The following is a 2,024-nucleotide window of genomic DNA, read 5'->3' on the forward strand; positions in this document are numbered from 1 at the left end:
AAGGATACCCTCGCGTCGAAGGCCGGGCAGCAGCTAAGCCACAAGCGTTCGCGCCTGACGATCATCAGGTTTTCTACACCCGGTTCAGTGGCCGGCACGCTTCCCAATAAGGAGGCGTGCCGCCGGCTGTGGGCTTGGGTGGCGTGCCGCTTCAAGGCGATGAAGCCGAAGGAGTAGGATGCGCGTGAACAGCCAAATGCCTGTCGGCCGACTGGCCGAACATCTTGAATCCCTGTCGAGAGAGCGAACCTGGTTCGCGATCGTCGCCGCGACGGCGGGGATCGCCCTTGCCGACTATATCATCCCGGCGGTAGGCTTTGCTCCGCTCTACATGCCCGTCATCTGCGCCGCTGGCTGGGCGCTGGGCGCGCGCGAGGGCTATTTTGTAGCGGTCATTGCGGCCTTTCTGGCGGTTGCGCCTTCGCTGCACCATATCGCCGCACTGTCCGTCCCCCTGCTTGCGCTCAGCATCGGGGTCCGCGTCGTGACGTTCCTCTTCATCGCGGCTGCAATCATCAGTTTCCGCCGTTCCTACGATCGCGAACTGTTCCACGCGCACCGCGACCGGATGACCGGGACGCTCAACAAGGAAGTTTTCGAGCGCCGCTGCGCCAGGATGATCGAAGATGCGAGGCATATAGGTCACACGCTCCTGCTCATCATCCTCGATCTTGATGACTTCAAGGCGGTGAACAATCGCGAAGGGCATCGAGCGGGCGACGAGGTTTTGCAGACCTTTGCCGGGGGAGCGGCCTCGATCATGCGCCGGGAGGATCTGATCGGGCGTATTGGCGGCGATGAGTTCGCCCTGCTGGTCCGCGTGCCCTCCATCGTCGAAGGACAGGGATTCGCGCGCGATATTCATACCCGGCTGTCGGCCGTATTGGCGCAATCGCGCTATCCGGTGACGTGCAGCATGGGAGGACTGCTGATCCCACCCCATGCAAGCGGCAGCGCCAGCGATCTGATGCATGCCGCCGATCAGGCGATGTATCGCGCCAAGAATAGCGGAAAGAACGCCATCGCAATCGACAGGGCAGGCGAGGCCGAGGCCCCGGCAGAGGCCCGCATTGCCGCGAAGCGCCAGGAGGGGCTTGTATGATGGACCTCGCCTCGTTGCGGGAACGTGCGATCGTGCTCATGCGCGAGGCGCTGGAGCTGTTGGACGAAGCGGGCGAGGACGTTGCCGCCCAGCATCTGCAATGGGCACACGACATTGCCGCCCGCGTGCCGCCGATGCAGCCGGGCGACGAGATTGATTTCGAGCTAAATCCGGATGCGGTTTGACGGCACCCACCCCCTGGGGCGTCGGGCCGGTCCGGTCCCTGCCAGCTATACGACAAAATGGCGCTGGCGGGGGGCGGGGGGCGGAAACCGGAGGGTGGCCCCCCCGCCATATAATCGCGCCGACATTGGAGGACATGGAAAGGATGGCGGGCGTGCTGGATTGCAGCGTCGTGGACCTTGGACGGCTGACGATCACGATCCAGGAGCTACAAGGAAAGGGGAGAGAGGCGCAATGAAGGCACTATCTGAACAGGCGGTCGAACAGGCCGCCGCCGTGCTGGTGGTAGAAGATGAACCTTTGATTAGAGCGATGGCGGCGGAGTTTTTCATGGAGGCGGGTTATCATGTTCTTGAAGCCTGCGATGCCGCCGCCGCCTTGTCCATCCTTGAAGGCCGCGACGACATAGGGGCGGTGTTCACCGATATTGAGATGCCTGGAGATATGAACGGCCTCGCGCTCGCCGCCACGATCCGGGGCCGCTGGCCCGCAATCGCGGTGCTGATTACTTCGGGCCGGGCCAGGCCCGGTGCAAGCGTGTTGCCGTTGGGCGCCGACTTCATCCCCAAGCCATATCTTCCAACGGACATGATCGCGAAGATAGCGGCCCTTATGGTTTCGGGTCGCCTCGAATAGCAAGTTCGGCCCTAGCCCGCCTTATTCACCAAAAGTGTCCTGAAGGGTTGGCGGGAGTGGCGTAAGCCTCTGATCTGAATTAGGAACTGGGTGTCTAAGCCGA

At 62.6% G+C, this 2,024-nt stretch carries 3 protein-coding genes; all 3 read left to right on the forward strand.

All coding sequences use genetic code 11. The annotated features are described in order from the left end of the window. Nucleotides 1-184: 184 nt before the first annotated feature. The 3 genes from IQ35_RS20770 (at nucleotide 185) to IQ35_RS20780 (ending at nucleotide 1,921) form a co-directional block, all read left to right on the forward strand. Complete coding sequence (locus IQ35_RS20770; protein WP_145076210.1) at nucleotides 185-1,102, forward strand: GGDEF domain-containing protein; 918 nt, start codon at nucleotides 185-187, stop codon at nucleotides 1,100-1,102. After that, nucleotides 1,099-1,287: a hypothetical protein gene (locus IQ35_RS20775; RefSeq protein ID WP_021246799.1), complete on the forward strand. Its 189-nt coding sequence runs from the start codon at nucleotides 1,099-1,101 to the stop codon at nucleotides 1,285-1,287. The genes IQ35_RS20770 and IQ35_RS20775 overlap by 4 nt, the downstream gene beginning before the upstream one ends. Nucleotides 1,288-1,519: 232 nt before the next feature. Next, nucleotides 1,520-1,921 (forward strand): response regulator, encoded by a 402-nt coding sequence (locus IQ35_RS20780; RefSeq protein WP_021246797.1) that lies wholly within the window; start codon nucleotides 1,520-1,522, stop codon nucleotides 1,919-1,921. Nucleotides 1,922-2,024: the final 103 nt, after the last annotated feature.

It is taken from the genome of Sphingobium wenxiniae (assembly GCF_007830065.1).
GTDB lineage: Bacteria > Pseudomonadota > Alphaproteobacteria > Sphingomonadales > Sphingomonadaceae > Sphingobium > Sphingobium wenxiniae.

Bases quoted from the DNA above. Each gene is read 5' to 3' on its own strand.
- IQ35_RS20775 (WP_021246799.1), top strand. From the start codon at position 1,099: ATGATGGACCTCGCCTCGTTGCGGGAACGTGCGATCGTGCTCATGCGC.
- IQ35_RS20780 (WP_021246797.1), top strand. From the start codon at position 1,520: ATGAAGGCACTATCTGAACAGGCGGTCGAACAGGCCGCCGCCGTGCTG.